The organism is Mesorhizobium sp. Z1-4 (assembly GCF_004000235.1).
Lineage (GTDB): Bacteria > Pseudomonadota > Alphaproteobacteria > Rhizobiales > Rhizobiaceae > RCIO01.
On record NZ_RCIO01000002.1, the window covers coordinates 834,510 to 857,904 of the forward strand.

The window sequence follows — 23,395 nt, forward strand, 5'->3', positions numbered from 1 at the left end:
CCATGGCTCAGGTTCATATCGAGCGGGTTTCGAAAATCTATTCGGGCACGCAGCGCGCCGTAAACGACATATCGATCGACATTCCGGACGGAGAGTTCGTTGTTCTGGTCGGGCCGTCAGGCTGCGGAAAATCGACATTGCTCAGAATGGTTGCGGGCCTGGAGAGCATCACCGAAGGCAAGGTCTCGATCGGGGATAGGGTGGTGAATGGCGTTGATCCGGCCGAGCGCGACATTGCAATGGTGTTCCAGAACTATGCGCTCTACCCGCATATGAAGGTCTACGACAACATGGCCTATGGCCTGCGCAATCGCGGCATGCCGAAAGCCGAGATCGACCGACGCGTGCGCGAAGCCGCGAAGACGCTCGAGCTGGAACATCTTCTGGAGCGGCGCCCGCGTGAGCTGTCCGGCGGGCAGCGGCAGCGCGTCGCGATGGGCCGCGCCATCGTGCGCAGTCCGAAGGTGTTTCTGTTCGACGAGCCGCTCTCCAATCTCGACGCCAAACTGCGCGGCCAGATGCGCGTGGAGATCAGAAATCTCCAGAAGCGCTTCGGCGTTACCAGCATCTACGTCACTCACGATCAGGTGGAAGCGATGACGCTGGCCGACACGCTGGTGGTGATGAACAACGGTGTGGCCGAACAGATCGGTTCGCCGCTCGACGTCTACGAGCGCCCGGCGAGTGCCTTTGTCGCCGGCTTCATTGGCGCCCCTGCCATGAATCTGATCGAGGCGGTGGTGGAGGGCGATGGCCGGGCTCTTGCGGTCGGGGCCAGCCGGCTTGCACCGTTCAGCCATTCTCCTGCGCTGGAACCCGGTCGGCCCGTGACGCTGGGCATTCGGCCTGAGCATCTGAGGCGCGCGCATGCGAACGAAAAGGCAGATATGGACCTTGTCGTATCGGCGGCCGAGATACTCGGCGCCGACACGCTCGCTCACGGCAGGATTGCGCCGGGTGGAACCGGCGCCGCGCCGCTCATCGTACGTCTGCCGGGCAATGTGCGGCTTGAGACCGGGGCGCGCCTGCCGCTGGTGCTCGAGCCCGGCGCAGCCCACCTGTTCGACGGGGAGACGGGCCGCAGGATCGATTTGGCCGAAGCTGCCGTGGCGCCGCAGCAGGCCGCCATGGCCCGGGCCTAGGCACGCATCACAAAAAGAGGCCCGGCTGGGCCGGGCCTTGAGTTGCGGGAGAAAACCCGTTGGGAGGCACAGTCAGGGCGCTCAGGCCACCTGCCGAAGATCCTGACCGGTGTATTCCGGAAAGGCGGTTGGAGTGGCGGCGCGATAGAGAATATCGTTCAGGAGATCGAGGTCGACGTAGTAGTAGCGGGCGAGCTGCACGGGGATGTCGTCGAGGCCGTAGCCGTGCGACAGCATGTAGTCTGCAACGGCGGCAAGCTGCTCCGGCTCAATCAATCTGCGCTTGGCGTTGTCTTGCGGTATCTGATGCACGCCGGCCCCCTGTTGGCGTCTGATCGAACGCAACACCCGGCGCACAAGCGCGCCAATACTCCGCGACTTTTTTGGAAATACTGCCCGGCTACAGCGGACTACGCCCCCGAATCACCTGACTATGAGTATGCCTTCGCTCGAATCTTGGCGCAAGAGTCGGCTTTGCTTGCGCAAGGTCGGCGCAAGTTTCGCGGTAAGTGTCTATTTCAGAATGCGAAAACGGCTTGATCAGGGTTGGCGGCGGGCGGCGCGGCGCGCTCATGTGCCAGCAGGCGCTTTTTCGTTTCGGTGCCGCGCTCGGCCGAAAATCCACCCAGTTTGCCGCCTGCTGCCACGATACGGTGACATGGCACGATAAGCGGAATCGGGTTGCGCCCGAGCGCCGTGCCCGTTTCGCGTGCGTGATTTGGGAAGCCGGCACGCGCTGCGAGTTCGCCATAGGTAACGACTTCGCCATGGCCGAGTTTACGCGCGGCCGCATAGACCGCGCGCCGGAACGGATCGACGCCATCAAGATCAAGCGGCACGGCGTCGAAGCCGCTTTCGTCGCCTTCGGCATATGCGCGCACTGCCGCAACGACCGCTCGAACCGGGGCTGGAAGGTCGGGTTCTGAGACAAGCCCGGCGTCACCGGTGTCCCCGCGATTGGCGAACAGCTGCTCGGCTGCCTGCCGGGTCGGTTCGGGCAAGATGCAGCGGCAGATGCCGCGCGCACTCCAGGCAATGGAGAAGAATCCCAGTGCGGTTTCGAAGATGAACGCACCAGGCGCCAGTTTGGAAGGGAAGGCGGTTTCAGTCATCTGTCACACCCGTTCCGCTGCAGAATAGCATGGACAACTAGCCGAACAAAGCACGAACCGATCACTCCTGCCACCCGATTCCCGCATGTGTTGTACTTAGCGTCTGCAACACCCGTTGAAGGTGGACATATGCGCGTCGCAACGAAACAATGCTCCGCAACAACGGAGGTATTCATGCGTCTGAAGATAATCGCCGCAATCTTGCTTGCGGCTTCCACTATTAGTGCTCCGGCACAGAACTGCGAGGATCCGCAGACGCAACTCGAGATGAACCATTGTGCGGGCCTTGCCTACGAGGCCGCCGATGCGCAACTCAACGAAATCTATGGCGAGGTACGGTCGCGGCTCGATCCCGACGGCACGGAGCAACTCGTAGCAACGCAGCGCGCATGGATCGCTTATCGCGACGCCGAATGCACCTTCCGGTCGCGCGGCGTCGAGGGCGGGACAATCTATGCTACAATCCATGCCGGCTGCCTTGCCGATCTAACCGAACAGCGCACCGCCGATTTCGAAACGATGCTGGCCTGTCCCGAGGGCGATCTGAGCTGTCCGTTCTGACCGCGCAATGCCGGCGGTTACCAGGCGTTGGCGGCCTCGGCTCTTGCGAAACGGCGATAGGCTGCAGGAGCCTTTGACTGGTGTTTGCTGAAGGCCCGGCTGAATGCCGCTTCGGAGCCGTAGCCGACCTGCTCGGCAATTTCTATGATCGGCTCGTTCGATCCTGCCAGCAGCTGACGTGCGACTTCCATGCGCCAATGGGTCAGATAGCCGATTGGCGTCATGCCCATGCATTCGGCAAAGCGCATCGCAAATGCCGTGCGAGACATGCCGGCCGTGCGCGCCAGCCGCTCGATCGTCCATGTGTCGCCGGGCCTTTCGTGAATCGCCGCAAGCGCACGGGCGATGTGCGCGTCGGCGAAACCGGCAAGCACCGGTCTGTCTGAACCGGCGATGTCGAGATAGGTGCGAAGTGCCTGGGCGAAGATGATTTCCGACAGTTTGAGGGCAATCAGGTCGCTGCCCATTCTCTGACGCCCGGCTTCGGCCCCGATCACTTTGAGTGTCTGTTCCATCCAGGCGCCCGCGGCCTCGCTGTAATCGGCGATATGGATGTGGTCGGGCAACGCATCGATGAGCAGTGAACGCGCATCCGGGTCGAATGCGAAATGCCCGCAGACCAGCTGTGTGGCGTGGTCGGTGCCGGTCGGGCCGTAAACAAGCGCCCCTTTGCCGTCGAACCCGGACTCTTCGATGACACTTTCCAGTTGGACCGCGAGGTTTTCCGTCTTTGGGTCGCAATACATCGTGTGGGCCGCGCCGCGCATGATGATGAGCAGATCGCCCTGTTCCAGCAGAACGGGTGCCTCCCGAGGACTGATGCGGACCAGGCAGCGGCCTTTGTGCACGTAGTGGAAGCGCGCAACATTTTCATAGGCCGGCACGCGGATGCTCCAGGGCGATGTAAACGCGGTGCGAAAATAAAGCGTCCCCGCCAGTCGCATGTGGGAGAGAATGTCACTCAGCAGATCCATGACGGGAATAATGCCATTGCGATCATCTATCGTCCATAGATGGAAACTGTTCCGAACGATTGATCAATTTTTTGGAACTTTGAGCCATTCATGAAACCAGCTTGTTCCGTTTTGGTTGAGCGCGAGGGCTGCCACGGCTCTCGGCGAACCTAAAAGGAACCAATCCATGAAGATAATTTCATCCCTCCTGGCAGCCGGCGTTGCTGCATCCCTCGCTGCTGCCCCGGCTTCGGCACAGGATGCGGCTGCCCTCAATGACCTCGAAATCGCGCATGTCGCTTATGTCGCGGACAATATCGACATTCGTTATGCGCATCTGGCGCTGGCGATTTCGACCAACCCTGCGATCCATGAGTTCGCCAGAACGATGATCCGCGACCATACGGCGGTGAACGAGCAGGCGCTTGCACTTCTCGACAAGCTGGGTGCGCAGGCACAGGACAATTTCCTCAGCCAGACACTGCTCGAAAACGCCGACAAGCTGGTCGACGAGATGGCTGGTCTGCGCGGCGCGGAGTTCGACAAGCGATATGCCGAAAACGAACTTGCCTATCACATGGCGGTCAACGATCTCGTCGAGAACACCTTCATACCCAACATCGACAATGGCGAGGTGAAGGCTTTGTTCGAGGCCGGTCTTGAAATCTTCAAGGCGCATCAGGGCCATGCCGAAATGATGGTCGGGCAGGTTTCGCAGTGAGCCGGCGGAACAGGCGTTCCGTGCTCGCGGGCGGTGTGGCGGCTTTTGCCGCCGCGCTGTCCGGGCGCGCGGCCTTCAGCCATAACGGCATCGACCACAGCAAGGAGGGTGCCGCGCATCACACGGTGACGATCGAGCGTTTCAAGTTCGTGCCGGCGGCGATCGAAGCAAAGCCGGGCGACACCGTGACCTGGACGAACGCCGATATCGCACCGCATACGGCCACTGCCGCCGACGCCAGCTGGGACACGGGTACGATCAGAAAGGGCGAGGCGAAGTCCATCACCGTTTCGGCCGGCATGGCGCCCGACTATTTCTGCCGCTTTCATCCCGCAATGAAGGGGACGATCGGCGTTCACGCGTGAAGGGTAGCGCCGTGCGATCTTTTTCACCATGCGACTGCGCGTTCCCGGCGGTTCGATTACCGACTGTTAATTCCTGCCCGGCTACCTCGAAGCATGGCCAAGAAATCGAAAAAAGCAGATGCCGGGACCGCTCCCCGGGGGCGGTCCAGGCTTTTCATTGCGGCGGCGATAGCGCTGCCGCTCATTGTCGGTGCGGGCGGTTATGCCGTGTGGGCGCTGTATTTCGCTGCTCCGGGAAATGCCGAAGCCGCGGCCGTGCACGACGCGACCGACGAGACGAAAGTTGCCGCCGTTCCGCGCGAGATCATGGCGGAATCGTCCTTCACCCATTCCCACGCGCTTTCCGTGCTGGTGCGCGAAAAGTGCGGGTCTTCGCAGGCGCCGGCGCTGCGCGAGGCGAGCAATGCCGAAGCCGCCGGGGACGGGCTTCTGGCGCAGCTCTCGTGGGAGGCCGCGGCGCGCCGCACCCAGCTGCTGAAGACAAAATCCTGCGGCTACCTGCTGACCGAAATCGCCGATGCCGATGCCCGGGCGGCGCGGATGCTCGCCGCCAACAAAAGCGGGCAGGCGTCCAAGCACTGAGCGCGCCTGCCGGCCAATTGCCGGCGCAAGGGGCCGGTCTTTGCCGCCGAATGGACAAAGCGCCCGCCCGGGGAGACAATGGTGCCCGGATTTGAGCGGGGGCAACCATGCCGAAATGGGCCAAGATCGCACTGGGCGTCGCAGGCGGCCTGGCGGTGTTCGTTGCGATTGTGATCGCGATCGTGTTCTACGCAACGTCGGGTGTGATCGAGGCGATCGACCGGCACCTGGCGCTGCTGAAGGCGGGCGATGTGCCCACAGCCTACGAAGAAACGTCGGAGGCCTTTCGAAGTGCGACGACCCTGGAGGGGTTCGTTGCCTTCATCGATGCGCATCCGATCCTGAAGGAGATCGAGGACCATTCCTTCTCCAGCCGCGAGATCAAAAACGGTGTCGGCCATGTGTCGGGCAAGCTGACGACTGGAAGCGGCGGCGTGCAGCCGGTGGAATACCGGCTGGTGAAGGAAAACGACGTGTGGAAGATCATCTCGATCGATCTCGGCGGATGATTTTCTCGCTCACGCCGAGTCCCCCCGGAACATGTCCGGGGTCAGCGGCTTCGCGGGGGCGGGCCATAAGGCCCGACGCCCACTTGGGCTTGCGGACCTTGTCCGATATCCGCCTGGTCTCGGAGGCTGAGCCATGGTTCTGATCGCACGCATTCTGCTCTTCATCCTGATCGTCGCGATTGCCGCGGTTGTGGGCGCCTTCGCCGCTTTCTTCGGGCTCTACTTCATCGGCAAGCTGATGGGCGCCAGCGACTTCGAGGGCGCGCTGGCGATGGGAGCGGCGGGTTTCATGCCCGCCGGCGCGGTTGTTGGGGCGATCGCGGGTGCAATCTTCGCCTGGCGGCTCAGCCGCAGGCTGGAGCCGCGTGCTGCGATGGGTGCCGGCTATGGGCTCGCCGGGCTGATCGCCCTTGTCGCCGCAAGCTGGTTCGGCCTCGACTATTACCAAAAGGGCGGGCCCTACTCGGTGGAGGAAGAGCCGCTGGTTCTGATCGAATGGCGGCTGCCCGAGCAGGTGGCGGGCTCCGATGTCGTGCTCTACCGGCACACGATGCGCTCCACCTTCATGGACTGGACGCTCGACACGGGGTGGGACGATCCGCCAGCGCGCGAGGAGGAAGGGCGCACCGTGCTGCGATTTCGCGGTTATCTCCGCTGGCGGCGGGAAGGGCGTATCTTCCAGTTGTGGAAGTTCCCTGAGCACAACGACCGTATCACTGTGGAGCTGAAGCTTGGTGCGGACCCCGAAGCTCAGGCCGATTACGGCCCCTGGCGCGAGGCGGGCGAGGGTCATGCTTTCCGGACGCGGGTGGTGCGGTAGAGGTTTTTTGCGATTGATTTCGCTCACGGGCTATTCCGCCGCGTTGCGGCGGGCCCTTCGCGGGGGCCTCGCATAAGCTCGGACGCGCGCTTGCGCTTGCGGCCTTCGGCCGAAGGGCAAACCTCTTGTGACGGTCTGCAGCGCTTCTCGTGCTTGTGCCGGGCCGCTCCTTTCGTTAATAGGGCGGCGGGTGGGGAGTTTCCGGTTTCGGTCGTTTGCTGATGTCCCCATCGTTCAAATCCCTTCCGCAGATATCGTTCGCGCTGGCGCTCTCGCTTGGCGCGCTGTCGCTTGCCGGCTGCACTTCGTCCGGCGGGGTAGCGCAGCAGCTGCAAGCCGCAGCGCAGGAGGAAGCCGCACTTCCCGATGAGGTGAACGCGGTGCCCGGCGCGCGGGGCGAGGGTTTCGCGCTTGCCTCCTATGCCGGCCCGACGCCAACTTCGGCCAATACGGTGTTCGCGCCGGAGGGGCGCTACGGGCCCGACCGGGTTGCCGCGCGCAGCCCCGAACTCGACCTTCTGATCGCGCGATATGCGGAGCATTACGACGTGCCGGAACGGCTGGTGCGGCGCGTGGTGAAACGCGAAAGCACGTTCGATCCCGCCGCGCGCAACGGGCCCTATTGGGGGCTGATGCAGATCCTGCCGCAGACCGCCCGCACCATGGGGCACCGGGGTTCGGCGGAAGAGCTGCTCGACGCCGAAACCAACCTCAAATATGCGGTGCGCTATCTGCGCGGCGCCTATCTGACGGCCGGCGGCGACGAGGACCAGGCGGTGCGGCTCTACGCGCGCGGCTATTATTACGACGCCAAGGCGGCCGGGCTGCTCGACGAAACGGGCCTCGGCCGCGACCGCCGGCGGATGAACTAGGAAAGTTTCTTCGCGGGTTGTTTTCGCTCGGGTTTGTTTTCGTTCACGGGCAATTCCGCCGCTGACGCGGCGGGCCCTCAGCGTGGGCGCCGGACGACCGGCGGCGCGCAGTCGCGCGCTCGGACCACGTCCGTTTGTTTTTGCTGACGCCGAATTCGCTCTGATCACCGGCTCCGCGGGCGCGCCCGAAAAGTCGGGCGCAGTCGCCGCCTCGGCCTGCGGCCGTTTTGGCGCAATTGCTGAGAAGTGGCGAATGTCGCGACCATTCTGGCATCGATCCTCGGGTCAAGCCCGAGGATGACGAGGTGGATATGTGCTCCGCCAGTCTCCAATGTCATGCCGGTATCGCCGTGTAATGGAATGCTCTGCGGCTGACGGTTTGCGTCAGGCCTCCCTCCCGGTCGTCATCCCGGACTTGATCCGTGATCCATGCCTGAGCGGCCGTGAACTGCACAAAGATCACGGAATGGGTCCCGGACAGGCTTCGCCTTCCGGGATGACGCGCGTGGTTTTGGTGTTCGCAACCGGGCCCGGCTGCTCACCCATCACGACGTATCGAGCGCGTCCAACGCCAGGGCCTGGCACTCGTTCAATATGTCGTCGACCATGTGGTTGGGGCGTTTCCTCTTGCCCGGCGGGTGGCCGATGCGCAGCGGCGAGACGCGGCGGATACCAGAACCACCCCCAGCCTCTCCCCGCAAGGGGGAGGGGAAATCCGCCCCTCTAGCCCTCCAGCGAGCAAGGCGGCGTGCCTCGCGCGGCAGGTTGGCGAGTGCGCGGCGCGACGAAAGCAGGCGGCGGCAGAGGCCCGTCACATCGACCGGGTCGTCGGGGGAAAAGACGGGCTTTTCGGGAATTGGCGCCGGCTCGGTGACGCCCACCACGCAGATGCGCGGCATGAATTTCGAAGCGTGCCTCGGCGGTTCGAAACGGAACCGCTTCAGCGGGTCGAGCAGCGGGAAGGCCGGGATGCGAAGGCTTTGCCCCCACTCCGCCTCGCTTTCGCTCGGCACCTCTCGTTGCGGGGAAGAGGAAGGGGGCCAGGTCCTGCCGGCCGGACGCGGCACGACATCCTGCGCGGCAATCACGACGAGACGCCGGATGGCGGCTTCGGCGGCGCGCAGGATGCGCAGCGCATAGGTGTGCAGGTGGCGCGGGAGGAAGTGGCGGCAATCGGCAGTCGGCAATAGGCAATCGAAAACACCATTGTCGCCAGCCTGTGCTGAGCCCGACTGCCGACTGCCGACTGCCTATTGCCGACTGCCGGTCTTCAAGCCCGGCAAGCGCGAACAGCGCCGCGAGGATGCGCTGCAATGCCTCGCGGTTGCGTCTGATTGCCAGCGTCCAGTCCATTTCCACCTCGCGTTGACCTGCGGGGATTGTCGGAGCGGTTTGGCGAGCGGGGATAGAAAAGTGGGTGGTGAGTGGGCAATGGTGAGCGGGGGCACGGGGTTAGCGGGGGTGAAAATTTCTCCAGTGCCGAATCTGTCCACGCGGCGTCAGCGAGTGGTAGGAGCCACCACCACCGCCGTCGTCCCGGACGAGCCGCGCAGCGGCGATGATCCGGGATCCATTCCGGAACGGTTGTAATCTCGGCAGGAGTCACGGAATGGATCCCGGACAGCCTCGTTTCACTCGGCTTCCGGGATGACGCGCCGAGGTGGCGAAGCTCGTTACTGGCCCGGCTCTGAGGCTCGGACCCAGAGGCATGGATTCCCGACACACTCCGCTCGTTCCTCGCTCATGCGGTCGGGAATGACGGCGAGGTTATATTCACGCTTGCTAAAAAGACTTGTCCCCCCCAGTGCCAAGAAGCAAGAATTTAGAGCGGAAAATTCAACTGGCTTCTGGCGAAATGCAATCCGAGGAGCCAACCGATCTAATTGGTACGGCTTATCCACATCGGTATAGCTAAATGAAATTAGGCTTGGTCTCACGAACATTGCTATGACCGAAATCGATTTTGGGTACTACCCGTCGCCGCTCGCGATTTCTGTTGGCAACATCGAAATTCGGACGCTTCCTAACTTGGAAGCAACGGTAGCGCTCGTGAATGCCGAAGGTGTGGTGGGTAAGTGGATCTACGCTCCACCGCAGGAAGTTCGTCATTTCGGCGCTACTCGCGAAATCCGCACTATGCCATACCCGTCGCGCGTTTTTGGTTTGCCGAAGACCCATGTCCTTAGGCACTTTGCTGCCGAAAGCACTGACCACATTACCTTTCTCTTATGGGCAGAGTCCTTTTTTGAAGGAATTAGGCTCACAGCAACGGAGGCCGGATTTATCGATGCTACGCCTCTCGTTCCAGGTACATTGGTGGATTTCGGCATGTCTGGCCCGAACAAGCGAAAGGCGCTGGCGCTCGCTGATGCGTTCTGGATTGCCAATCGTTGCAAGCCAATGCGGGCAAAACGTTTCGCTGCCGCCGTACATTCGCTCTTCCTCAGCCAGAATCCGCTTCTTCTTCAGTTTGAAAAGTTTATTTTTCTCTACACCGCGCTTGATGCCTGTTTTGCCCTTGCGTCATCCATAAATCCTCGTCCCAAACACCTATCGCATGCTGAGCGCGTAGCTTGGATGTGTGACCTGTTCAGTATGGAAACGCCCGTGTGGGCAATCAAGAACGGCGGCCAGGCGGAGATTGCGATACTACGTAACAATGCGCTTCATGAGGCACTTTTCATGGGCGAACCGCTGGGCTTTGCGCTTCATGGAGTGGGTACTGGGAGTAACCTGACCCTCGAAATGCATGCGCTTATCTGCCGCCTGCTGGTTGCGTTACTGGGCGCACCTTCAAGCGGATATGTCCGCGCTGCCATCAATACGCGGCAGCGTCACCTTTTAACCCTCTAGAGCCGGGGTATAGCGGGACCTTCACGTGGCCTTCTGACAACCTGCAGAGGACGCAATTAGAGTGATCCGTCAGTCGCCTTCGGCTATTCAGGCCGCGTGGGCCATGTCCTTCGCGGGTGTCACCGCCGCCACGACCGCATCTTCGGACCACGAGCGGAAGTCGGGGTCACGGCGCAGTGCGTCGAGCGTGCGTGGCTCGGGTTTTTCGCCCTGCCAGTCTTCGAAAGCGAAGCCGAGGGCAATTCCTGCTTCGCGCAACGCTTCGTCCAGCGTGTCCGCAATGGTGGTCACACCCGGAACGTCGGGGAAGGAAATGCCGTAGCCGCTGTCGGGCTCTTTGTGGATGAGCGCGATGTAGTGGGTCATCGTCAGTCCTTCGGCCAGCCGGCCTGCGCGTAGATGGAACGCACGGTGCCGGCGGGAATGTCCTTGCGCGGATGTGTAACAATCACCACACGGCCATCCGCATGACGGTATTTATGGTGCGAACCGCGTGTCGAGACAAGGAGGAAGCCGTCGCGCGTCAGCCGGCGGATGATGTCGCGACTGTCCTTGAGCACGCATTCCCCCTCTCTTGCGAATTCCAGGGACTTGGCAGAGCCAAGCCCAGGAATTCGCTTTCTCTCCCGCAAGGGGAGAGATAGGCGCCGGCGCACGGCCTCTGCCACCCCCACCCCGCGCCTGTGGGCTCTGCCCCTCACTGCCCTGCCGGGCATCTCTCCCCGTGAACGGGGAGAGAAAGGCAGCTTCGATCAAAAATACCCCTGCAACGGCCTGACCTCCAGGCTCCCCGCCCGTAGCGCCGCGATAGCTTCCGCGACGGCGGCGGCGCCGGCCATCGTGGTGTAATACGGCACCTTTTGCATCAGCGTGGCGCGGCGGAGCGATTTGGAGTCCGACACCGCCTTCTGGCCGTCGGTCGTGTTGAAGACAAGCTGCACCTGGCGGTTGCGGATGGCGTCTTCGATATGCGGGCGGCCTTCCAGCACCTTGTTGATCTTTTCCGCCTCGACGCCGTTTTCGCGCAGGAAGCGCGCGGTGCCAGAGGTGGCGAGCACGCGGAACCCTTCGGCGGCGAGCTTCTTGACCGACGGCAGCACGCGCGCCTTGTCTTCCTCGCGCACCGAGACGAAGAGCGTTCCTGAGCGCGGCAGGTCGACGCCGGCGCCCAGCTGCGACTTGGCGAAGGCCAGCGCATAGTCGGTGTCGAGCCCCATGACCTCGCCGGTCGATTTCATTTCCGGGCCGAGCAGCGTGTCGACGCCCAGGAAACGGGCGAAGGGGAAGACGGCCTCCTTGACGGCGATGTGGCCGAGCGGACCCGAGGCCGGGCGGCCGCCATAAGCCTGGAACGCGGCCTCCAGCGTTTCGCCCGACATGACACGGGCGGCAATCTTGGCGATCGGGCGGCCGATGGTCTTGGCCACAAACGGCACGGTGCGCGAGGCGCGCGGGTTGACCTCCAGCACGTAAATCTCGCCGTCCTTGATGGCGTACTGCACGTTCATCAACCCGCCGACATGCAGCGCGCGGGCGAGGCTCGCGGTCTGGCGCTCAAGCTCGGCGACGAGCTCGGCATCGAGCGAGTGCACCGGCAGCGAGCAGGCGCTGTCGCCCGAATGAATGCCGGCCTCCTCGATATGCTCCATGATGCCGGCGACATAAGTGGCCGAGCCATCGGAGAGGCAGTCGACATCGACCTCGATCGCGTCGGTGAGATAGGTATCGAACAGAAGCGGGTTCTTCGACAGCAACGTGTTGATCTGGCCGGTCTTGTCGGCCGGGTATTTCTGCTTGATGTCTTCCGGCACCAGGCCCGGCACCGTGTCGAGCAGATAGGTCTGCAGCATCGCCTCGTCGTGGATGATCTGCATGGCGCGGCCGCCAAGCACATAGGACGGGCGCACGACCAGCGGGAAGCCGAGCTCGCCGGCAACGACGCGCGCCTGCTCGACCGAATAGGCGATGCCGTTTTTCGGCTGGGTGAGGTCGAGTTTGATCAGGAGCTTCTGGAAGCGGTCGCGGTCTTCGGCGAGGTCGATCATGTCGGGCGCGGTGCCGAGGATCGGGATTCCGGCCTTTTCGAGCGCGTCGGCGAGCTTGAGCGGGGTCTGGCCGCCGAACTGGACGATGACGCCGACGAGGGTGCCGGCTGCCTGTTCGGCGCGCATGATCTCCAGCACGTCCTCATCGGTCAGCGGCTCGAAATAAAGCCGGTCGGAGGTGTCGTAGTCGGTCGAGACGGTCTCGGGGTTGCAGTTGACCATGATCGATTCATAACCGGCGTCGGCCAGCGCGAAGGCGGCATGGCAGCAGCAATAATCGAACTCGATGCCCTGGCCGATGCGGTTGGGCCCGCCGCCGAGGATGACGACCTTCTTCTTGGCCGACACCTGCGCCTCGTCGGCGAGCTTGCCGGCGAAGGGGGTCTCGTAGGTCGAATACATATAGGCGGTGGGCGAGGCGAACTCGGCCGCGCAGGTGTCGATGCGTTTATAAACAGGATGAACGCCGAGCTTTTGCCGTAGCTTTTGAATCGCCTGGGCGTCGGTCTTCGTCAATGACGCGAGGCGGGCATCGGAGAAACCGTTCGCCTTGAGCATGCGCAGATTGTCGGCGTCGGCCGGCAGGCCGTGTTCGCGCACGCGCGCCTCAAGCGCCAGGATGGCGGCAATCTGGTCAAGGAACCAGCGGTCGATGCGGCACATGGCGTGCACGTCTTCGACGCTAGTGCCGAGGCGCATGGCTTCGGCGACCATTCTGAGCCGGTCGGGGGTGGGGCGGCCGAGCGCGGCTCGGATGGCGTTGCGGTTTTCGGATTCGTCGCCGCCGGCGACGTAACCGGGGATCTCGATCTCGTCGAGGCCGGTGAGGCCGGTTTCCAGGCCGCGCAAGGCTTTCTGCAGGCTTTCCGCGAAGGTGCGACCGATCGCCATGACCTCGCCGACGGATTTCATCGCCGTGGTGAGCACCGGGTCGGCGCCGGGGAATTTCTCGAAGGCGAAGCGCGGGATCTTGGTGACCACGTAGTCGATCGACGGTTCGAAGGAAGCGGGCGTGGCGCCGCCGGTGATGTCGTTCTCGAGCTCATCCAGCGTGTAGCCGACGGCAAGGCGCGCGGCGACCTTGGCGATCGGGAAGCCGGTCGCCTTGGAGGCAAGGGCGGAGGAGCGCGACACGCGCGGGTTCATCTCGATGACGACGAGGCGGCCGTTCTCGGGATTGACCGCGAACTGGACGTTGGAGCCGCCGGTCTCGACGCCGATCTCGCGCAGCACCGCAATCGAGGCGTTGCGCATGATCTGGTATTCCTTGTCGGTCAGCGTGAGCGCCGGCGCGACGGTGATGCTGTCGCCCGTGTGCACGCCCATCGGATCGACGTTTTCGATGGAGCAGATGATGATGCAGTTGTCCGCGTGATCGCGGACGACCTCCATCTCATACTCCTTCCAGCCGAGCACCGATTCCTCGATCAGCACCTCGGTGGTGGGGGAGGCATCGAGCCCGCGCTCCACGATCTCGAAGAATTCGGAGCGGTTGTAGGCGATGCCGCCGCCGGTGCCGCCGAGCGTGAATGAGGGGCGGATGATCGCCGGCAGGCCGACATGGTCGATGGCGGTGGCGGCGATCGCCATCGCGTGCGCCATGTAGCGCTGCTTGCGGTCGGTCTCGCCGAGGTTCCACTGGTTTTCGAGTTCGTCGAGCGCGGCGTCGAGTTCGTCACCGGCGAGGCCGTTGCGCAGCTCGGCGCGGGCGGCCTCGTGGCTCTTGCGGTCGGCATTCTTGATGTCGGAGGCGTTGGCCAGCATGGAGCGCGGCGTTTCCAGCCCGATCTTGGCCATCGCCTCGCGGAACAGCGCGCGGTCCTCGGCCTTGTCGATCGCCTCGGCATTGGCGCCGATCATCTCGACATTGTAACGCTCCAGCACGCCCATGCGGCGCAGCGACAGCGCGGTGTTGAGCGCGGTCTGGCCGCCCATCGTCGGCAGCAGCGCGTCGGGCCGCTCCTTGGCGATGATCTTGGCGACGACTTCGGGGGTGATCGGTTCGATATAGGTCGCGTCGGCCAGCTCCGGGTCGGTCATGATGGTGGCCGGGTTGGAGTTGACCAGGATGACGCGGTAGCCCTCCGCCTTGAGTGCCTTGCAAGCCTGGGTGCCCGAATAGTCGAACTCGCAGGCCTGGCCGATGACGATGGGGCCGGCGCCGATGATCAGGATCGACTTGATATCAGTGCGTTTTGGCATATTCGGGTTCCGGCTCGGGCGCGCGCTTTCCGCCCGGTTTTCCGAGGCGGAATGCATGAAGTGAATGTTCAGGCTAGGCGCGCTCTATAGGGTATGGCGCGCGGGTAGGGAACCCCTGCCGACAGCGTTTACTCAAGTGCTTCGAGTGCCGCTTCGACGCGCGTCAGATTGTCGGCGCTTTCGCGGGCTGTCTCTGTTTTGCCGGAAGCCCTGAGCCCGGCCTCGGCCCATTCGCATAGCCCCCTGGCTTCGACCAGGGCGGCGCGGTCCTTCCTGTGCCGTCCGAGATTCAACAGGGCACGGCAAAGGCTGTCGGCGGTACTGTGCTGCGATGCGGACCCCAGTTCGCGCTGGACGGCGAGCGCTTCGCGCAGAATCGGCACCGACCGGGAAAACAGGTCTTCATCGTCCGCCAGTTCGCCAAGCAGCACGAGATCGTATCCGATCAGATTCTGAAGAATGGCCCATCTGTCGGGAAACCGGTCGCGCGTCAGCACGGTCTGCGCGGCACGGGCCGCCTGAATGGCGTCTTCAAGGTTGGAGCTGCGCTGTTGCTCGAAAGCGCTGTCTTTGGCTGCAATAGACAGGAGAAATGCGAGCTTGTACTGGCTGATCGTGCGGTCGAACGCTCCATCCGGCAGCACCGCGACAGCCTCGCGATATGCAACGATCGCATCCCGGGTATGCCGTTGCCCGGCATTCATCTGCGCCAGTTCGTGGAGCGCGTCGCCGATTTTCATTTGGACCTTGGCCCAGGAAAGCGGATCGCTGCTTCGGGTCCATATCTGAAGGGAGGCGCGGTAGGCCGCCATCGCCTGCTGGACCAGCTTGTTATCCTGCTTCCGGTTGCCAAGTTCGACCAGTACTTCCGCCAGAAAGTAGTCCGACCGAGCGCGGCCCGGTGATCCAGGTCTCCACATAGAACGCGCTTTTGTTAACGCGGTTACGGCAGCCTCCAGCCGGTCAGTGCGATCTTCTATCAGGCCCAGCTGGTGCAAAGTGACGCCCATCGTGTGGAGTGTGGTCCGATGCGAGGGGGAGCTTTCGTGCGGCGTGTTTTGTATTGCGTCCTCGAGCAACGCCACAGCGCGCTTGAGCCTGACCGGATCCCGATTGCGCTTGCCGACTTCATAGAGTGCGCTCGCCAGGTTGGTTTTCAGCGCGACAAGCGAGTAGGGCACCCACTCTTCCGAGGCCTCGGCCATTGAGGCCGAATAAAGCCGGATCGCCTCCTCGTAACTCGCAACATCGTTATCGAGTTCCGCGAGCTTCGCGACGGATGAGGCGAGCTTCGACGTTTCAACTGCCCAATCGACTGGAAATTTGTCCCGGGTAACGACTTCCAGGACCGATTTGAATCGCTCGATGGACTCCTTCAGTTTTGTCTTGTCCCGGGTGCTGCTTCCCAGCATTCTGAGCGCCGTCCCGCGCTCGCTCTGTATCTTCACCCAAGATAGCGGCGTCTGCTCCCTGCTGTACCGAAGGGCCGCCTGGTCGAGCAATCCTATTGCCTCCTCCAGACCGGAAGCGCCGCCGCCGAGTTCGGCAAGTGTGATAAGGGCCGAGGCCAGGCCGGAGTGAGACCTGGCCAGCATCAAAGGCATATCGTCAGCCGGAATTTCTTCCAGCGTCATACGATGGATGGAAATCGCCCTCTCAAGGTGCGTGGGTTCGTTCAACCGTTTGCCGAGATCGCGATAGACGGATGCCAGACTGCTCTGTGTCATGATCCAATCATGGGGGTAGCGATCGCGGGTCCTCACCTCCAGCGCCTGACGATAGATTTCTGCGGTTTCGAGCAGCGTGCCTACGTCTGCTTGCAAGTTCCCCAATCGGTGCATCGCCGCACCGAGATTGTGCAGTGTGAGTGCCCAGTCGTAGGGTGAATTTTCCCGCGTTCGAACCTGCAGCGCCGACTTGTAGGCAGTGATGGCAGCGTCGAGATTGTCCCTGCTGAGGTCGCGCGCGCTCAACGTCATGAGCGTGCTGCCCACATTGTTTTGCGCGATCGCCCAGTCGTCAGGGTGCCGATCTCTCGTGTGCACACCGAGCGCCGCGCGGTAGGCATCCAAGGCCTGACGCAACCTGACATTATCGGTTTCGCGAGTTCCCTGTATCAGCAGTGCGTTGCCCAGCTCGTTTTGTGTAAGCGCCCAGCGCTCCCGGCTTTCCGTTGCATCGGCATGCCGGAGCGCCTGCCGGCCGGCGGCAATCGCTTTTTCCAGCGCGCCATTGTCACTGTTGAATTCGCCAGCCTGACGCAGGCTGCCGGCCTGCGCGGTTTTGTAGAGCCACGCCAGCTCAACGTCCCAACGCTCAATCTCGGCATAGGCCTTTTCATAATACTCGGCGGCTTTCAGATGATCGAAGGCCAGCGTCGCCACCTCGCCGCTCTTGGCATATTCGGCGGCGAATTCGGTACGGCGGGCGCGGATCAGATCTTCTTCGCTGTCGATGAACACCGACAGCTGTTCGATGCGTTTGTCGACCTCTCCGCGCAGCTGCCGTGCAGTCGCGAGCGCACCTTCAGCGACCGCCCGATCGGAAAGAGCGGACAGGCGCGCAAGGTCGGGGTCGGGGTTTTCGATGACGCGCCGCTTTTCGAGGAACTTCTTCAATTCCTCTGTCTGCTCGCGAAGCAGTTGTTCAAGTTCGGCCGGATCGTCCGGCGCATCGCGTCCGAGAGCGCGCAACATACCGAATATGGCATCCATCGGCACGCCGCCATTGGAGGCAATGCGCTCGACCTGCTTGCGGTTGAATTCCGGCAACGCCGCAATCGAGAGCAGCAGCTGTCGGCGCTCGGTGAGGATGTCGCCCTCGGCGCCCTCAACCGGCTTCGGCGCCTCACCGAAATAGAGCAGGCGGCGCAGGCTTTCATTGACCCAGGGACGCTGGCGTCCGCCGGTCTTGAGATAGACCTCTTCGGCCACCATGCGCATCACCGTGCCGAATTCCTCGCCTGCCATCGCCGAGATGTGGCGGGTGAGGGCGGCGGCATAGGGGCTGTTTTCCCCGGAAGCGCCATCAAGCGCGACCTGACCCGGTGCGGCGGCAAAGCCGATGACGATGCCGAGATTGTCGGAGGGCGTGGTGTCTGCCTTTGCGAGCGCAGACGCACCGCGCGTGTCGGCGACAGCGAGGCCGCCGGTGGAGACGGGCAGCGCGTCGGCGTTGGCAGCAACCTTCAGTGTCGCGCCTTCGGGGAAGGGGTTGTCGCGGCAGGCATCGAGCAGAACGATGGTGACGGCAACGGTCTGACGCAGCCGGCGAATGACATCAGAGACCGGGACGAGCTTCGTTGCTGCCTCATCGAGCGCAGAGATGTCGGTATCGACCGGCACCAGCCAGTTCTCGCCACCGGCCTCGATGCCGTGACCGGCGTAATAGAGCACGGCGACATCGGCGTCTTCGGCATCCTCGACGAAACGTTCGAGGTCACGCGCGAGGTCGTCAGCATCGCGGTCGGTGCGGCGGACGGAATCGAAGCCGAGATCGGAGAGCAGCTCCTCGATCGCGTCGGCATCGTCCGGCGGGTTCGCCAGCAGTGCCAGATGTTCGTAGTCGCCATTGCCGATGACCAGCGCCACACCGCGCAGAGTTTCCTGCGCGGATGCCGGCCGTAGCAGGCACATGCATATGGCAAAAAGCGCTAACGCAAGAAATCGTGCCGGCAAAAATCTCTTTGCCGCAGCTAGCCCCTTCACCAAGCCTTCGCCCGGCATTGTGCCTCCTGACTTTCCCATTCGCCCAACGCCAAACTAGAAGAACAATGGGACCGTGTCATGGCATCGACTGCCCCGCCGCGGGCCCCGGTTCGACTGATGCCGGCCCAGATGCTAGGGCCAATGGGCACGATGGGCGCTTACAACGGGTGCTGCGTGAGCGATGCCGAACAAGGCCAGAGGAGGCGCCAGCAGATGATCACAGTCCATTACCTCAACGATAGCCGGGCGCACCGCATCGTATGGCTTCTGGAAGAGCTCGGCGTCGATTACGACATCAAGCAATATACCCGCCGGGCCGACATGCGGGCGCCGGCAGATCTGAAGGCCATTCACCCGCTCGGCAAATCGCCGGTGATCGAAGATGACGGCATAGTCGTTGCCGAGACCGGCGCCATTGTCGAATATCTGATCGGCAAATACGGCAAGGGCCGCAACCTCGTGCCAAAGGGTGAGGAAGAGAAGCGCCGCTACTCCTACTGGCTGCATTACGCGGAAGGGTCTGCGATGCCGCTGCTGCTGCTCAGGCTGATTTTCGGCCAGCTGCCGGTGCGTTCGCCGTTTATCATCAGGCCTTTTGCCAAGGCGATTTCATCGGCTGTCACGGCGCGGCTCATTGCGCCGCAAATCGATAATCATCTGGGCTTCTGGGAGCGTGAGCTGGCGCGCGACGGCTTCTTCGCGGGGCCGGACTTCAGCGCGGCGGATATCATGATGAGCTTTCCGGTCGAGACCGGAATGGGCCGGGTCGACTATCACGGCAAACGCGAGGCGATCGACGCCTGGCTCGCCGCCATCCGCGCGCGCCCTGCCTATCAGAAGGCGCTTGAGCGGGGTGGTGCCTACCGCTTCGCTGCCTGACCCCGCCGGCCGCTACTCGGCGGCTATGCGCACATCTTCCGACTGCCAGCGCCTCGCCAGCTCGTTCAGGCCGCGCAGCGTGACAGCCAGCTCGGTTCCGCGATCCGTGAGGCTGTAGGTGACCTGCGGCGGGCTTGTCGGTTCGACATGACGATGAACCAGCCCGAACGCTTCCAGGTGGCGCAGCCGCGCCGTCAGCATGCGCGTGGAGACGCCGCTGACCTGTCGCTTCAAGGCCCCGAAACGCATCTCATTATGCTCATGGAGCACCCACACGATGTAGGTTGTCCATGGCCCGGAAAGCAGATCGGTGATGGAATCCATCGGACAGGCATTGGGCGGGCAAGGCAGCTTCATGGCGCAACCTCCTCGGATTGCTGCATCAAGTGGTTACTAAATAATACCTACTTTACTTAAGTGCCTATGACAACTAGCTCTTCTCCCGGAGATTGCGTTGGGCGCACGGCGAGAATTCGCGGTCGCGTGCAAGTGTCTTCGAACGCAATGGGCATAACGCCAGATCAATTGCCGGGCCGGCGCCAACAACGCCGCGTTACCCGCATGGAGAAGTTCATGAAGAAGATCGCCATCGTCTACCATAGCGGCTACGGACACACGAAGGTGCAGGCCGAGGCCGTGCATCGGGGCGCGGCAAGCGTTGCCGGTGTCGCAGCGTTGCTTGTGCCGGTCGATGCTTACGAAGAGAACTGGGACGAGCTCGACGCGGCTGATGCCATCATCTTCGGTTCGCCAACCTATATGGCCGGCGCCTCGGCGCAGTTTAAAGCCTTTCTCGACGCGACTTCCTCGCGCTGGGCGGAGCAGCGGTGGAAGGACAAGCTTGCCGCGGGTTTCACAAATTCGGCAGGACATAATGGCGACAAGCTCAATACGCTGCAGCAGTTCAGCCTGTTTGCCATGCAGCACAGCATGGTGTGGATCGGGCTCGGACTTCTGCCCGGAAATCACACCAGCGAAGGGTCGCCGGAAGATCTGAACCGCCTGGCCGGGTTTCTTGGCGCGATGGCGCAGTCGAATGCGGATCTGGCGGCCGATGTCGTTCCGGCAGGTTCCGATCTGCGAACGGCGGAGTATCTTGGCCAGCGCGTGGCGCTTGCCGCGCTGCGCTGGCGGCAGAGCGAGACAGCCTCGGAAGCAGCGGCGTAACCAACAGAAAAGGACGACAGGTGATGCCGAAATCCGATTTCGCAGAGGTGACCGCCGTCATCGCCAACTATTTCGACGGGCTCTACAACAGCGACGCGGCGCTGCTTGGCGAGGTGTTCCATCCGAAAGCAACCTATGCCTGCGCGACCGAAGGCAAGCTGACCTACATGACGATGGAGGACTATCTGCCGATGGTCGCCAAGCGGCGGTCGCCGGCGAGCAAGGGCGAAACGCGGACGGATGCGATCGAAGCGATCGAATTCGCCGGGCCGGTGACGGCGTTCGTGCGGGCGCGGTGTTCGATCGCGCCGAGGGATTTCACCGACTTCCTGACGCTGATCCAGATCGATGGCCGCTGGCAGATCATCGCCAAGGTCTTTCACTTCGAGACAGCCGACGAGCGCGGCTAGAACGCCGGCAGATAAGGACAAGGCGACATGCCATATGTGAATATCAAGATCACCCGCGAGGGTGCGACGGCTGAGCAGAAGGCCGAACTCATCAAGGGCGCAACGGACCTTCTGGTCGATGTGCTCGGCAAAAACCCCAAGACCACGGTCGTTGTCATCGACGAGGTGGAAATGGAACATTGGGGTATTGGCGGGCTGCCGGTCGAGGCCTACCGCAAGCAGGCTGCCGGGGGTTAGGCGACGGACAGAAGGCAGCGAGTAAAAGCGCCATGGCGATACGGACAAAACTCAACGACCTGCTCGGGATCGAGCACCCGGTGCTTTTGGCGCCGATGGCCGGCGTCAGCGGCGGCGCGCTTGCCGCTGCCGTCACGCAGGCTGGAGGGCTTGGCCAGATCGGCGGCGGCTATGGCGATGCCGACTGGCTGGGCCGCGAATTCGCCGCCGCCGGAAATGCGCGGCTTGGGGTCGGGTTCATCACCTGGAAGCTGGCGCAGCAGCCGCATCTGCTCGACATGGTGCTGGAGCGGCAGCCGGTCGCGGTATTTCTGTCGTTCGGTGACGCCGGGTCGTTTGCCGAGACAATCCGGCGGTCAGGCTCGAAACTGATCATGCAGGTGCAAACGCTGGAGCAAGCGCGCGCGGCGATCGATGCAGGCGCAGACGCCATCGTTGCGCAGGGCACCGAAGCCGGCGGCCATGGCGGCAGCCGCGCGACGCTGCCGCTGGTGCCGGCTGTCGTCGACATCGCAGGCGAGCTGCCGGTGATTGCCGCAGGCGGCATTGCCGACGGGCGCGGGATGGCCGCCGCGCTGATGCTCGGTGCGGCGGGTGTGTTATGCGGCACGGCGTTTTTTGCCAGCGACGAAGCTCTTTCGCCGGAAGGCGCGAAGGCCGTTGCGACCGCCGCTTCGGGCGATCACACCTTGCGCAGCTCGGTGTGCGACGTCGCGCGCGGCCTCGACTGGCCCGGCGCGTGGAACCTCAGAACCCTGCGCAACCATTTCTCCGACCGCTGGGCCGGCGAAGTCGAAAGCCTCAAGGCCGACGCAGCCGCGCAACGCGACATCTATGCATCGGCAGCAGCGAAAGGCGACTTCGACACCGCCGCCGTAATTGTCGGCGAGGGGGTGGACCTTGTCACGCGGCGCGAGCCCGCGGCCGCCATCCTGACGCGTATGGTGACCGAGGCCGAGGCGCTGCTGAAAGCCGCGCCGGGTTACGTCGCGGCTCCAGCATAGAAGCCGGCCCTGCCATCGCACTTCGGGACGACCGCACCACAGCCCGTTTTGCCTTATGAGAGGTTCTTGCGTCGTTCTATTTCATCGTCGGTCGGGGTTTCGAAGGCGAAAGAGCCAATCGCGATTTCGCCAACGCGGTCGTAGTGGGCGATGAAGACGCCGCTGGGCGAAACCTTGGATGACTTCAGCTTCAGGGTTGCGGGCGCTGCGGCTGGATCGAAGACCCGCTTGCCCTTGCCCAGGATGAGAGGGAACACAAACAGGCGCAGCTCGTCGACGAGATCGTTCTCGAACAGGATCTTCAGCAGTTCGCTGGAGCCCTGGGTCAGTAGGTTCGGGCCGCTACCCTGTTTGATCTCGCGCAGGCGCGCAACCACATCGCCACCCAACGCCTGGCTGTTCTGCCAGCCGAGAGATTCCGGCCGGTGGGTCGCAACATATTTGGTTGCACGGTTGAAGGAATTGGCCACCTCTGCCGACGAGGCGTCGAAATCGGCTGCCGTTTTATCCAGCTGCACATGCGGCCAGTGTGCCGCGAAAATGTCGTAGGTGCGGCGACCAAGCAGGAGATCGAATGGCTCGGCAAAAACACGATCCAAGGCGGCGCCAAGTTCGTCGTCGAAGAACGCGGGCAGCCAACCGCCGTACCGGAAGCCGTTGCTGGGGTCTTCCTCCGGCCCGCCCGGTGCCTGCATGACGCCATCGAGGCTGGTGAATGCCTTGGCAATGATTTTGCGCATCTGTTCGTTCCCTTCGATAGTGACACATTCCAACCCAGGACGTACGAAGCCTGCCGGTTCCGACAATGGACCGGCTTCCCAAAAAACGGAACGGGATCAACGATGACGCAAATCACCAGCGGCGGCTGCCTGTGCGGCGCCGTGACATTCGAGGTCGACGGCGAATTCGATGCATTTTTTCTTTGCCACTGCTCGCGGTGCCGCAAGGATACCGGCTCGGCGCATGCCGCCAACCTCTTCTCCGGTTCGGCAACGATCGCCTGGCTGTCCGGCGAGGCGTTCGTCAAAGGGTACCGGCTGCCGGGTACGCGCCATGAACGGAGCTTCTGTTCGCAATGCGGCTCGGCGCTTCCGCTATCGGGCGAGGGCATGCTTGTGGTGCCGGCGGGCAGTCTGGACAGCCCCGTGAGCCTGAGGCCGACGGCCCATATCAGCTGCGCCGACCGTGCCGGCTGGGACCGCGACCTGCATGAATTGCCGGAGATAGCGGGACTGCCCGGCTAGCCTGCGGCGG

Annotated in this window: 24 protein-coding genes and 1 pseudogene; 15 read left to right on the plus strand and 10 right to left on the minus strand. The window is 63.0% G+C overall.

Features of this window, described 5'->3' with window-relative positions:
• The first annotated feature begins 2 nt into the window (after window positions 1-2).
• Entirely contained in the window at window positions 3-1,142 is a 1,140-nt protein-coding gene (locus tag EP165_RS11060) for a sn-glycerol-3-phosphate import ATP-binding protein UgpC (protein ID WP_127522370.1), read from the plus strand.
• Window positions 1,143-1,223: 81 nt separating this feature from the next.
• On the opposite strand, the gene EP165_RS11065 is transcribed toward EP165_RS11060, so the two are convergent.
• Together EP165_RS11065 and EP165_RS11070 are read right to left on the minus strand one after the other, a co-directional pair.
• A complete protein-coding gene (locus EP165_RS11065; RefSeq protein ID WP_127522372.1) occupies window positions 1,224-1,454 on the minus strand; it encodes a hypothetical protein in 231 nt (76 codons plus the stop codon).
• Window positions 1,455-1,660: 206 nt separating this feature from the next.
• Complete coding sequence (locus EP165_RS11070) at window positions 1,661-2,254, minus strand: methylated-DNA--[protein]-cysteine S-methyltransferase (RefSeq protein ID WP_127522374.1); 594 nt, start codon at window positions 2,252-2,254, stop codon at window positions 1,661-1,663.
• A gap of 174 nt (window positions 2,255-2,428) precedes the next feature.
• Here EP165_RS11070 and EP165_RS11075 point away from each other — a divergent pair, with 174 nt between their 5' ends.
• Window positions 2,429-2,815 carry a lysozyme inhibitor LprI family protein gene (locus EP165_RS11075; protein WP_127522376.1) on the plus strand — a complete coding sequence of 129 codons (387 nt, stop codon included), beginning with the start codon at window positions 2,429-2,431 and terminating at the stop codon, window positions 2,813-2,815.
• A 17-nt stretch (window positions 2,816-2,832) separates the two neighbouring features.
• On the opposite strand, the gene EP165_RS11080 is transcribed toward EP165_RS11075, so the two are convergent.
• On the minus strand, window positions 2,833-3,789 hold the full coding sequence (locus EP165_RS11080; RefSeq protein WP_127522379.1) for an AraC family transcriptional regulator: 957 nt from the start codon (window positions 3,787-3,789) through the stop codon (window positions 2,833-2,835).
• Between the two features lie 166 nt (window positions 3,790-3,955).
• Here EP165_RS11080 and EP165_RS11085 point away from each other — a divergent pair, with 166 nt between their 5' ends.
• From EP165_RS11085 to EP165_RS11110, 6 genes and pseudogenes are all read left to right on the plus strand, one after another.
• Window positions 3,956-4,489: a DUF4142 domain-containing protein gene (locus tag EP165_RS11085; RefSeq protein WP_127522381.1), complete on the plus strand. Its 534-nt coding sequence runs from the start codon at window positions 3,956-3,958 to the stop codon at window positions 4,487-4,489.
• A complete protein-coding gene (locus EP165_RS11090) occupies window positions 4,486-4,854 on the plus strand; it encodes a cupredoxin domain-containing protein (RefSeq protein ID WP_127522383.1) in 369 nt (122 codons plus the stop codon). The genes EP165_RS11085 and EP165_RS11090 overlap by 4 nt, the downstream gene beginning before the upstream one ends.
• Window positions 4,855-4,947: 93 nt before the next feature.
• Complete coding sequence (locus EP165_RS11095) at window positions 4,948-5,436, plus strand: flagellar basal body-associated FliL family protein (protein WP_127522385.1); 489 nt, start codon at window positions 4,948-4,950, stop codon at window positions 5,434-5,436.
• A 107-nt stretch (window positions 5,437-5,543) separates the two neighbouring features.
• Window positions 5,544-5,945, plus strand: a complete 402-nt coding sequence (locus EP165_RS11100) for a DUF4864 domain-containing protein (protein ID WP_127522387.1) — start codon at window positions 5,544-5,546, stop codon at window positions 5,943-5,945.
• 133 nt (window positions 5,946-6,078) lie between these two features.
• Complete coding sequence (locus tag EP165_RS11105) at window positions 6,079-6,765, plus strand: hypothetical protein (RefSeq protein ID WP_127522389.1); 687 nt, start codon at window positions 6,079-6,081, stop codon at window positions 6,763-6,765.
• Window positions 6,766-7,109: 344 nt separating this feature from the next.
• Window positions 7,110-7,637, plus strand: a pseudogene (locus EP165_RS11110) (transglycosylase SLT domain-containing protein); the annotation flags it as partial.
• A gap of 545 nt (window positions 7,638-8,182) precedes the next feature.
• Here EP165_RS11110 and EP165_RS11115 read toward each other — a convergent pair.
• On the minus strand, window positions 8,183-8,824 hold the full coding sequence (locus EP165_RS11115; protein ID WP_127522393.1) for a hypothetical protein: 642 nt from the start codon (window positions 8,822-8,824) through the stop codon (window positions 8,183-8,185).
• Window positions 8,825-9,584: 760 nt separating this feature from the next.
• Here EP165_RS11115 and EP165_RS11120 point away from each other — a divergent pair.
• Entirely contained in the window at window positions 9,585-10,490 is a 906-nt protein-coding gene (locus EP165_RS11120) for a hypothetical protein (RefSeq protein WP_127522395.1), read from the plus strand.
• 87 nt (window positions 10,491-10,577) lie between these two features.
• Here EP165_RS11120 and EP165_RS11125 read toward each other — a convergent pair whose 3' ends face one another.
• The 4 genes from EP165_RS11125 to EP165_RS11140 all read right to left on the minus strand — a co-directional run bounded on the left by EP165_RS11125 (window position 10,578) and on the right by EP165_RS11140 (window position 18,327).
• Window positions 10,578-10,856, minus strand: a complete 279-nt coding sequence (locus EP165_RS11125; RefSeq protein WP_127522397.1) for a type II toxin-antitoxin system HicB family antitoxin — start codon at window positions 10,854-10,856, stop codon at window positions 10,578-10,580.
• A gap of 2 nt (window positions 10,857-10,858) precedes the next feature.
• Window positions 10,859-11,050: a type II toxin-antitoxin system HicA family toxin gene (locus tag EP165_RS11130; RefSeq protein WP_127522399.1), complete on the minus strand. Its 192-nt coding sequence runs from the start codon at window positions 11,048-11,050 to the stop codon at window positions 10,859-10,861.
• Between the two features lie 192 nt (window positions 11,051-11,242).
• Entirely contained in the window at window positions 11,243-14,737 is a 3,495-nt protein-coding gene (gene carB, locus EP165_RS11135) for a carbamoyl-phosphate synthase large subunit (RefSeq protein ID WP_127522402.1), read from the minus strand.
• 128 nt (window positions 14,738-14,865) lie between these two features.
• Complete coding sequence (locus EP165_RS11140; protein ID WP_164743007.1) at window positions 14,866-18,327, minus strand: caspase family protein; 3,462 nt, start codon at window positions 18,325-18,327, stop codon at window positions 14,866-14,868.
• 330 nt (window positions 18,328-18,657) lie between these two features.
• Between EP165_RS11140 and EP165_RS11145 the strand changes: the two genes are divergently transcribed.
• Complete coding sequence (locus EP165_RS11145; RefSeq protein WP_127522406.1) at window positions 18,658-19,323, plus strand: glutathione S-transferase family protein; 666 nt, start codon at window positions 18,658-18,660, stop codon at window positions 19,321-19,323.
• A 12-nt stretch (window positions 19,324-19,335) separates the two neighbouring features.
• On the opposite strand, the gene EP165_RS11150 is transcribed toward EP165_RS11145, so the two are convergent.
• The gene (locus EP165_RS11150; protein WP_206075899.1) at window positions 19,336-19,680 is read right to left on the minus strand and encodes a winged helix-turn-helix transcriptional regulator; all 345 of its coding nucleotides are present in this window, start codon (window positions 19,678-19,680) and stop codon (window positions 19,336-19,338) included.
• 216 nt (window positions 19,681-19,896) lie between these two features.
• Here EP165_RS11150 and EP165_RS11155 point away from each other — a divergent pair, with 216 nt between their 5' ends.
• From EP165_RS11155 to EP165_RS11170, 4 genes are read left to right on the plus strand one after another with little or no spacing between them, the layout of a single operon-like run.
• Complete coding sequence (locus tag EP165_RS11155; RefSeq protein WP_127522408.1) at window positions 19,897-20,490, plus strand: flavodoxin family protein; 594 nt, start codon at window positions 19,897-19,899, stop codon at window positions 20,488-20,490.
• A gap of 23 nt (window positions 20,491-20,513) precedes the next feature.
• A complete protein-coding gene (locus EP165_RS11160; protein ID WP_127522410.1) occupies window positions 20,514-20,900 on the plus strand; it encodes a nuclear transport factor 2 family protein in 387 nt (128 codons plus the stop codon).
• A gap of 27 nt (window positions 20,901-20,927) precedes the next feature.
• A complete protein-coding gene (locus tag EP165_RS11165) occupies window positions 20,928-21,137 on the plus strand; it encodes a tautomerase family protein (RefSeq protein ID WP_127522412.1) in 210 nt (69 codons plus the stop codon).
• Between the two features lie 32 nt (window positions 21,138-21,169).
• Window positions 21,170-22,141: an NAD(P)H-dependent flavin oxidoreductase gene (locus tag EP165_RS11170; RefSeq protein WP_127522414.1), complete on the plus strand. Its 972-nt coding sequence runs from the start codon at window positions 21,170-21,172 to the stop codon at window positions 22,139-22,141.
• Between the two features lie 53 nt (window positions 22,142-22,194).
• On the opposite strand, the gene EP165_RS11175 is transcribed toward EP165_RS11170, so the two are convergent.
• Window positions 22,195-22,881, minus strand: coding sequence for a dihydrofolate reductase family protein (locus EP165_RS11175; protein ID WP_127522416.1), 687 nt, complete (start codon window positions 22,879-22,881; stop codon window positions 22,195-22,197).
• 102 nt (window positions 22,882-22,983) lie between these two features.
• Between EP165_RS11175 and EP165_RS11180 the strand changes: the two genes are divergently transcribed.
• Entirely contained in the window at window positions 22,984-23,385 is a 402-nt protein-coding gene (locus EP165_RS11180; RefSeq protein WP_127522418.1) for a GFA family protein, read from the plus strand.
• Window positions 23,386-23,395 lie beyond the last annotated feature (10 nt).

Excerpts from the sequence above, each read along its gene's own strand:
- EP165_RS11060 (WP_127522370.1), top strand. The coding sequence starts at position 3 with ATGGCTCAGGTTCATATCGAGCGGGTTTCGAAAATCTATTCGGGCACG.
- EP165_RS11070 (WP_127522374.1), bottom strand. The coding sequence starts at position 2,254 with ATGACTGAAACCGCCTTCCCTTCCAAACTGGCGCCTGGTGCGTTCATC.
- EP165_RS11075 (WP_127522376.1), top strand. The coding sequence starts at position 2,429 with ATGCGTCTGAAGATAATCGCCGCAATCTTGCTTGCGGCTTCCACTATT.
- EP165_RS11080 (WP_127522379.1), bottom strand. The coding sequence starts at position 3,789 with ATGGATCTGCTGAGTGACATTCTCTCCCACATGCGACTGGCGGGGACG.
- EP165_RS11085 (WP_127522381.1), top strand. The coding sequence starts at position 3,956 with ATGAAGATAATTTCATCCCTCCTGGCAGCCGGCGTTGCTGCATCCCTC.
- EP165_RS11095 (WP_127522385.1), top strand. The coding sequence starts at position 4,948 with ATGGCCAAGAAATCGAAAAAAGCAGATGCCGGGACCGCTCCCCGGGGG.
- EP165_RS11100 (WP_127522387.1), top strand. The coding sequence starts at position 5,544 with ATGCCGAAATGGGCCAAGATCGCACTGGGCGTCGCAGGCGGCCTGGCG.
- EP165_RS11105 (WP_127522389.1), top strand. The coding sequence starts at position 6,079 with ATGGTTCTGATCGCACGCATTCTGCTCTTCATCCTGATCGTCGCGATT.
- EP165_RS11120 (WP_127522395.1), top strand. The coding sequence starts at position 9,585 with ATGACCGAAATCGATTTTGGGTACTACCCGTCGCCGCTCGCGATTTCT.
- EP165_RS11125 (WP_127522397.1), bottom strand. The coding sequence starts at position 10,856 with ATGACCCACTACATCGCGCTCATCCACAAAGAGCCCGACAGCGGCTAC.
- carB (WP_127522402.1), bottom strand. The coding sequence starts at position 14,737 with ATGCCAAAACGCACTGATATCAAGTCGATCCTGATCATCGGCGCCGGC.
- EP165_RS11145 (WP_127522406.1), top strand. The coding sequence starts at position 18,658 with ATGATCACAGTCCATTACCTCAACGATAGCCGGGCGCACCGCATCGTA.
- EP165_RS11150 (WP_206075899.1), bottom strand. The coding sequence starts at position 19,680 with ATGAAGCTGCCTTGCCCGCCCAATGCCTGTCCGATGGATTCCATCACC.
- EP165_RS11155 (WP_127522408.1), top strand. The coding sequence starts at position 19,897 with ATGAAGAAGATCGCCATCGTCTACCATAGCGGCTACGGACACACGAAG.
- EP165_RS11160 (WP_127522410.1), top strand. The coding sequence starts at position 20,514 with ATGCCGAAATCCGATTTCGCAGAGGTGACCGCCGTCATCGCCAACTAT.
- EP165_RS11165 (WP_127522412.1), top strand. The coding sequence starts at position 20,928 with ATGCCATATGTGAATATCAAGATCACCCGCGAGGGTGCGACGGCTGAG.
- EP165_RS11170 (WP_127522414.1), top strand. The coding sequence starts at position 21,170 with ATGGCGATACGGACAAAACTCAACGACCTGCTCGGGATCGAGCACCCG.
- EP165_RS11175 (WP_127522416.1), bottom strand. The coding sequence starts at position 22,881 with ATGCGCAAAATCATTGCCAAGGCATTCACCAGCCTCGATGGCGTCATG.
- EP165_RS11180 (WP_127522418.1), top strand. The coding sequence starts at position 22,984 with ATGACGCAAATCACCAGCGGCGGCTGCCTGTGCGGCGCCGTGACATTC.